This is a genomic window from Lysinibacillus sp. NPDC093190 (assembly GCF_050280425.1).
In the GTDB taxonomy this organism is placed as follows: domain Bacteria; phylum Bacillota; class Bacilli; order Bacillales_A; family Planococcaceae; genus Lysinibacillus.
In genome coordinates this window covers 1-7,228 of the sequence record NZ_JBNNVG010000060.1, presented here as the reverse complement: position 1 = coordinate 7,228, position 7,228 = coordinate 1, and the positions used below count along the sequence as shown (strand labels likewise).

Sequence of the window (7,228 nt, the reverse complement as noted above, 5' to 3'; positions counted from 1 at the left end):
TGTTTCTCGACAATTCAAGTATATATAAATCGGTGAATCTGTGCTTTTTTTATGCGTGGAATTATGTGAATACCCCAACAAATATTATAGAACCACTTTATTAAATGATTTTGACAAATAAAAAACCCCCTAACATTTTTTTGTTAGAAGGTAAAAGTCACATCGGAAAAAAAGATGATTTTTTTATTTAGTTCTATTCGTAGTTTTTTTCGCTACTCTACTTTAGTTAAGAAATTAAACTAAATCTTCACCGAAGAATAAGCCGATTTCACGCTCAGCAGAAGCAAGTGAATCAGAACCGTGGATGATGTTGTGAGAAACAGTTGTTGCATAGTCACCACGGATTGTACCTGGGTTAGATTCTTCAGGTTTAGTTGCTCCCATCATTGTACGAGCAAGCTTAATTACGTTTTCGCCTTCCCATACCATAGCGAATACAGGACCAGAAGTGATGAAATCAACTAATTCACCAAAGAATGGACGCTCTGCATGCTCTGCATAGTGCTTTTCTGCTAATTCTGTAGGAATTACCATTAATTTAGCACCTTTCAATACAAAACCGCGACGTTCAAAACGATCTACGATGTCTCCTACTACTTGACGTTCTACGCCATCAGGCTTAACCATTAAAAAAGTTTGTTCGATTGCCATGTTTAAAACACTCCTTAAATTCGTATAACAGGTTTTACACCTACCGATAAATATTAACAAAAAATGAGCCTTTGTACAACAAAAAGCTAGAATTTACGCTTACCCATAAACAAAGCGACATCACGTAGTTTTTTCTTGACAGGATGTTTTGGTAATGCATCTATTTCCTGTAATGCCTTTTTCAAATATTTATCACTCATTTTATTAGCTTGCTCAATTGCGTCAGATTTACGCACATACTGCAGCATATTTTGACGTTCTGCTTCTGTCAACGTACCTGCAAATACTTTTACCAAATAAGGTTGCATCACAGGATCATCTTTTAACAATAGAATCGGTAACGTAATGTTGCCCTGCAATAAATCACTACCTGCTGGCTTCCCTAATTCTTTATCAGTTGCCATAATATCTAAAACATCATCGATAATTTGGAAGCTCATGCCCACAAAATAGCCGAAGCGTTTCAAATGTCTCACTGTTTTGGGATCTACACCTGCTGCTACTGCACCAAGTTCACAACTAGAAGAAATCAGTAATGCCGTTTTTCGTTTGATTCGTCTAAAATAATCCTTTAATCCTTGATCTAATCTAAATTTATCTTCGATTTGAATGACTTCACCGTTACAAATTTCCACCATTGTACGTGCTAAAATTTGATGAACTAATGGGTCTTCAAGCTTTGTAATATATTCAAGTGCACGCGCAAAAATAAAATCGCCCGTGTACATTGCAACTCTATTATTCCATTGTGATTTGACAGTCGGGCGTCCTCTTCGCATATTGGAATCATCAATTACATCATCATGCACAAGTGATGCCATATGAATAAGCTCTACTGGCACGGCTACATCCTTCATCTTTTCGATATCATATTCGCCAAATTTCGCGCCAAGCAACACAAAAATTGGTCGTATCCGTTTGCCACCAGCTTGCAATAAATGGAGAGAAGCATCATTGATCAAACATGAAGAAGAGTTCACTGCTTTTTCTAATTCTTTTTCAATGATATCGATATCTGATTTCAAATCGGAATAGAGTAGTTTTAACTTCATCTTTTCCACGTGTGAAAACCTGCCCCCATTAACGTACTTTTTTAAAGCCTATATGCATTGCCGCAGCACCGCCACTGTATGCTTTATACGTTACTTTTTCTAAACCTGCCTGCTCAAACAATGCCGCTAACTTCTTCATACCTGGGAAATCATTTGCTGATTCCTGTAGCCAAGAATATTCTTTATAGCTTTTCGCAAATATTTTACCAAATATCGGCATTATATATTTAAAATAAAAACGGAATAGTTGTCGATAGCCTGGAATTTCCGATTGAGATGTTTCTAAACAAACAACCATTCCCCCTGGTTTTACAACACGATTCATTTCCTTTAAAACTTGTAAATAATCTGGTACATTGCGAAGACCAAAACCAATTGTTACATAATCAAATGTATTGTCTGGGAAAGGTAACTCCATAGCATTTCCATGTATTAGTTCAATTTGTGGGTATGGCTTTACCTTTTCCTCGCCAGCTTTTAGCATGTTTTTACTGAAGTCTAGCCCTTTTACTTTTCCATTTTCACCAACTGCCTCGGCTAATGCAATTGTCCAATCTGCCGTACCGCAGCAAACATCTAAAGCCTTCGCTCCAGGTTTTACTGCCATGTGCTTCATCGTATCATTGCGCCAGCCAACATGCATCTGGAAACTAATAACACCATTCATTTTGTCATAGTTTTCCGAAATACTTTCAAATACTTCGTGCACGTGCTCTTCTTTCGTTTTAGCCATTTTGAAAAACCTCTCTTATTCATTAGTAGAAGCAATGGATGCCTCTACACGTGCTTGTAGAGCTTGTTTCACATCACCTTGTAAAAACGATGCATCTTCTATCTCCTGTAACAGCTCTGTTTTTAATTGCACAATTTTGTCCTGTATGACGTTGCCATAGATCGCTCCAGCATATCTCGCGCTTTCTTCAAGAACCCTACTCATTAAAGATACTTGCCCACGTTGATATGTCGCTAATTCTCTTTCTAAACGCAAGATTAATAAGCTCTTCTCCATAATTGGAATATAATCACTAAATGAATAAAGCTCAAAAAACTTTGAAATTAATCCTGATTCAATGTTAGTTATTGAGGCAAACCATTGTTCGATTGATCGTTTTTCTGCCTCATATACTTTAATTTGGTGTTCACAACGTGCCACAATTCCTTGTGACAAATTTCGAATCAATGCGACATTTCCCGACATAGCTAAAATCTCATAATAACGGCCACTATAAAAGTCTCCAGCTAAAACGGTTAGCTGTTGTTCTTTTGATGTGGCATGTAATTCTTTAATATGATCGTGCGCCGCTAAGGCTGCGTACACAATTCCAACAGTGATTGCAGCTTCTCTTTCCTCTTGTTGCCACTCTTCCCCATTCAAAAAGGGAACTAACAAGTAAAATAATTGATTTTCATCGAGCACAGGCAATCCTGTGTATTTTTGCAAAGTTCTATGACGAACATCCATGAAAATCTCTGTTTTTAATTGTGCAATTGAATTTTGAATGTATGTTGCATTCATAGACCTTACTCCATTTCACTTTCAAATATGTTAGTCACTTCATGACCTAACGCTTACTTACTGAGTCATTATAGCATACGCGACGATTCGGAATAAAAAATTTTTGCTTTATTCAACATGATAGGCAGTAGAGCTTCCCCATTAAAAAACGGTAGAAATCCAACTGCCTATCAATTATGCCTCGGCATAATTGCGTCCGGAATCGGCTTTGTGCTTAGGCCTGCACGAGGGCCGACACGATGTCGGTCATTTCGGTAAAGCCACAGGACGTGGCGTTTTTACCGATGCAGGTCAGTTAGCCGTTATCGCATGGATGCGATGATTTTAGGCTAACATCCTCTAAGAACTCCTTTCCGATTCTGTGACATCCGCCGGAGGCTTTAACTTCTTTCAGCGGGTGTCCAAACACCTGCTGAAAGAAGTTAAAATCGGAGTGAAAACATAAACTTAGTTTTACAAATCTAGTCGATTTATATGTGCCATCACTAATTTGCATAGACACGAAACCATTCATAATGCACTTCTGAATGGTATTTCTCTCTATTACTTTTTAGCTTCGCTATTTATAACACCATGAGCTGTATGAATCTGTGCTTTCCCACGAATTTTCATGGCTGATGTATGTTCGGTAAATTGAGCAATCATAACTTCGCCTGCATCTAATTTTTCAGAATGATGGAACTTTGTATCTGTACCTCGTGTTAAACCGATTACATGCACGCCATCTTCCTCTGCTTGAATAACAATATAATCTTGCGCCATTGTCTGTACACTCCCTTAAATCCGACAAATTCTTAGTCCATCATAACATAATTAGATATGCAATTTAAGACATTTGAATAAATGATAAAACTTCTCTACGTTTTACTTCATCTTCTTCGTAAATGCCACGTGCAACCGATGTCACAGTTTTAGATCCTGGCTTCTTAAGCCCTCGCATAGTCATGCACATATGCTCCGCCTCTATCACTACATAAACACCTTTCGGAGAGAGCATTTCCATAATTGTCTCTGCCACTGAAGAAGTAATGCGTTCTTGTAATTGTGGACGACGAGCAATAGTTTCTACTGCATGTCCTAATTTACTTAGTCCAGCAACAATGCCATCATTTGGTATGTATGCGACATGAGCTTTTCCATAAAAAGGAACTAAATGATGCTCACACATCGAATAAAATGGAATGTCCTTTACAAGTACTAATTCCTCATGGTCTTCATGAAACACTGTTTTAAAATAATCTTTTGCGTCTTCATGTAAGCCACTAAACATTTCTGCATACATTTTTGCTACACGTTTCGGTGTATCGAGTAAACCTTCACGATTTACATCTTCCCCTACCGCCTCTAAAATCATTTTTACTGCTTCTTCTATTTTCAATAAATCAACATTCGACATCCTTAAAAACCCTCCTGCATTCAATACATTACACATTTCTTTATGCATCGTAGCATATCCAAAAGGTAAGCGCAAAACGACTTACTTGATTCAAAAGAAATTCAGCGCTATATGAGCAAAATAGCCACTTAATGCTTTCTAATTTGGAGCATATTTTATAAATTTTGACTCACCATCATACGTGTGGTTGATTTCCGTTCCGACTGGGGGCGTCCGATGAGCCGCTGCGCTCCAGATTCTCAACTGTGACGCTAATCCCCAAGGAGTCGCCCAGTCTCCACTTCAATCAACTAATATTATGGTATATGTTTTAGCAAAGAGCATCCCAACTTTTAGTGATGGACATTGTGCATATCTATCTACGTTGCATACACTTATGTTTATTGCATCTTTCTATGTACCATTATCTTTATTTTGCTATGTGCGCAACTTTTCGTTGAAAGAAGTTAAAAAGAGCAGCCTTCATGTTCGTTTACATGAAGACTGCCCTATGTAACTACTAGACGTGTATTATTTTACAGCATCTTTAAGCGCTTTACCTGGTTTGAAAGCAGGTACCTTGCTAGCAGCGATTTCGATTTCTTTACCAGTTTGTGGGTTACGACCTTTACGAGCCGCACGTTCACGTACTTCAAAGTTACCAAAACCAATTAATTGTACTTTGTCACCCTTTGCAAGAGCATCTTGAATTGTATCAAATACAGCTTCAACTGCTTTAGAAGCGTCTTTTTTAGAAAGACCTGCAGCTTCAGCAACAGAGTTTACTAATTCTGTTTTATTCACACCATTCACCTCCTCTCAAAGGGTCATGAACCAATTCTGTAAAAAGATTAACACATAGAAAACCGCTACGCAACTGTATTCATTCATGATTATAACCAAAAAATACGTTTTTCACCCAAAAAACAAAAATAACAGGACTTTTCGCATAAGAACGAATAGCCCTGTGATAATTTTTTGCGCTTTATTTTTCATTTTTTCACTACAAAATAAATGTAACCAATCCTCTATCACCTTCGTTCACCATACGTTCAATTGTTTGTCGCATCCGTTTTTTGGCCGTAGATGGAACAGCATCCATTTTATAGCGTATTCCTTCTTTTAACACTTCATGTAGCGGAGTTCCAAAAAGCTGTGTGTTCCATAAAGCGTCACGATCATGTAAATAAGCATGATTTAAATCCTTAAGCAATTGTTGACTATGGAATTCAGAGCCAATTAGTGGCGCAAATTCTGATTCCATATCTACACGAATGATATGATATGATGGTGCTTTTGCCTTCATACGCACACCATAAAAATTATTTTGTTTAATGAGCTCTGGTGCTGTTGGCTCAAACTCCTGCATCATTGGTAATGTTACACCATAACCAGTCGAATCTGCTTGACTAATAGCATTTTTAAAGCGTTTTTGCGCCTCTTTTGCTTCTGCTGACTCTTTAATAAAGAGTAGCCAATCTCGCTTCGTCTCAATTGGCTCATCTAGCCATTCATTGCAAACCGACTTATAGAGTTCACTTTGTAATGACACTCGAATGATCGCGGTCCCAATACCAGCATCCACATGTACCACTTCACTTTGGTCAATAAAATCAATGGCTTTAAAGGCATCTGACGCCTGCTGTACATCCCTAATTTTCATAACAGATGACAACACTTCTTCCATCGAATCAATTAATGCAACATTCAATGGGTGTGTTGCATCTAAAACATCTAACCAATCTGGCTTTTCCACCTCAATTGTTCGAATTGGAAATTCAAATAATGCTTCTTGCAAAATATACTGAATATCAGATGCGCGCATTTGATCAATTGAAGTGGCAATTACTGGAACATTATAGCGCTCAAATAGCTCATTTCGAAGCTGTACCGTTTCCTCCCGTGCTGGCATTTGGCAATTTAATACAACAACAAAAGGTTTTCCAATATCCATTAATTGCTCTACAATTTCCTCTTCAGCCTTCTCTGCCGCACGACGACTTATCCCATTTACCGTGCCATCTGTTGTTACAACAATTCCAATATTAGCATGGTCACGAATAACTTTATCTGTGCCTATTTTCGCCGCTTCTTGGAAAGGAATAGGCTCTGTATGCCAAGGTGTATGCACATATTTTGGCCCATTTTCATCCTCATAGCCCTTTGTCCCTTCAATGATATAACCAACGCAATCTGCTAAACGAATTTGGAACGTCATTTCATCATCACCGACGGCAATACGTGTTGCTTGGGCAGGCACAAACTTCGGCTCAGCAGTCATAATGACTGGACCCGGCGAGCTTTGTGGCAACTCGTCTTGTGCCCGCATTCTTTCTGTTTCATCCACTATATTCGGTAACACGACCGCTTCCATAACCTTTTTTACAAATGTTGATTTACCTACACGTACTGGACCGACAACACCAATATAAACATCGCCATTTGTGCGCTCTGCAATTTCTCTAAATACTGCTTCACTCAAGGTTTCTGCCTCCTTTATCTACGCTTTTTCACTATATGCGAGCTGATAGATAAATATGAAACATACTAAGATTAGTAGTACAAACCAAGGCCATGGTTTGTGCTACTATTTTATTTAGTAGAAGTGAAGAAAAGTCGACCAGCCTCTGGGAT

The 7,228-nt window shown here is 38.2% G+C and carries 8 protein-coding genes; all 8 read right to left on the bottom strand.

From position 1 onward, the window contains the following. Positions 1–234 precede the first annotated feature (234 nt). Positions 235–651, bottom strand: coding sequence for a nucleoside-diphosphate kinase (ndk, locus tag ACQKOF_RS24805; RefSeq protein WP_053482577.1), 417 nt, complete (start codon positions 649–651; stop codon positions 235–237). An 86-nt stretch (positions 652–737) separates the two neighbouring features. Beyond that, entirely contained in the window at positions 738–1,712 is a 975-nt protein-coding gene (hepT, locus tag ACQKOF_RS24800; RefSeq protein WP_427562999.1) for a heptaprenyl diphosphate synthase component II, read from the bottom strand. Between the two features lie 19 nt (positions 1,713–1,731). Then, positions 1,732–2,436 (bottom strand): demethylmenaquinone methyltransferase, encoded by a 705-nt coding sequence (locus tag ACQKOF_RS24795; RefSeq protein WP_427562996.1) that lies wholly within the window; start codon positions 2,434–2,436, stop codon positions 1,732–1,734. Between the two features lie 15 nt (positions 2,437–2,451). Further along, positions 2,452–3,219, bottom strand: a complete 768-nt coding sequence (locus ACQKOF_RS24790; protein ID WP_427562993.1) for a heptaprenyl diphosphate synthase component 1 — start codon at positions 3,217–3,219, stop codon at positions 2,452–2,454. Positions 3,220–3,762: 543 nt separating this feature from the next. Continuing rightward, complete coding sequence (gene mtrB / locus ACQKOF_RS24785) at positions 3,763–3,981, bottom strand: trp RNA-binding attenuation protein MtrB (RefSeq protein ID WP_049666799.1); 219 nt, start codon at positions 3,979–3,981, stop codon at positions 3,763–3,765. A gap of 64 nt (positions 3,982–4,045) precedes the next feature. Further along, complete coding sequence (gene folE, locus ACQKOF_RS24780; protein WP_427562990.1) at positions 4,046–4,615, bottom strand: GTP cyclohydrolase I FolE; 570 nt, start codon at positions 4,613–4,615, stop codon at positions 4,046–4,048. Between the two features lie 510 nt (positions 4,616–5,125). Then, positions 5,126–5,398, bottom strand: a complete 273-nt coding sequence (locus tag ACQKOF_RS24775) for an HU family DNA-binding protein (protein ID WP_004232618.1) — start codon at positions 5,396–5,398, stop codon at positions 5,126–5,128. Between the two features lie 199 nt (positions 5,399–5,597). After that, positions 5,598–7,076, bottom strand: a complete 1,479-nt coding sequence (gene spoIVA / locus ACQKOF_RS24770) for a stage IV sporulation protein A (protein ID WP_427562987.1) — start codon at positions 7,074–7,076, stop codon at positions 5,598–5,600. Between the last annotated feature and the right edge of the window lie 152 nt (positions 7,077–7,228).

What these genes read in the sequence shown, in the direction of transcription:
- ndk (WP_053482577.1), bottom strand. Translation starts at nt 651, where the DNA reads ATGGCAATCGAACAAACTTTTTTAATGGTTAAGCCTGATGGCGTAGAA.
- ACQKOF_RS24795 (WP_427562996.1), bottom strand. Translation starts at nt 2,436, where the DNA reads ATGGCTAAAACGAAAGAAGAGCACGTGCACGAAGTATTTGAAAGTATT.
- ACQKOF_RS24790 (WP_427562993.1), bottom strand. Translation starts at nt 3,219, where the DNA reads ATGAATGCAACATACATTCAAAATTCAATTGCACAATTAAAAACAGAG.
- mtrB (WP_049666799.1), bottom strand. Translation starts at nt 3,981, where the DNA reads ATGGCGCAAGATTATATTGTTATTCAAGCAGAGGAAGATGGCGTGCAT.
- folE (WP_427562990.1), bottom strand. Translation starts at nt 4,615, where the DNA reads ATGTCGAATGTTGATTTATTGAAAATAGAAGAAGCAGTAAAAATGATT.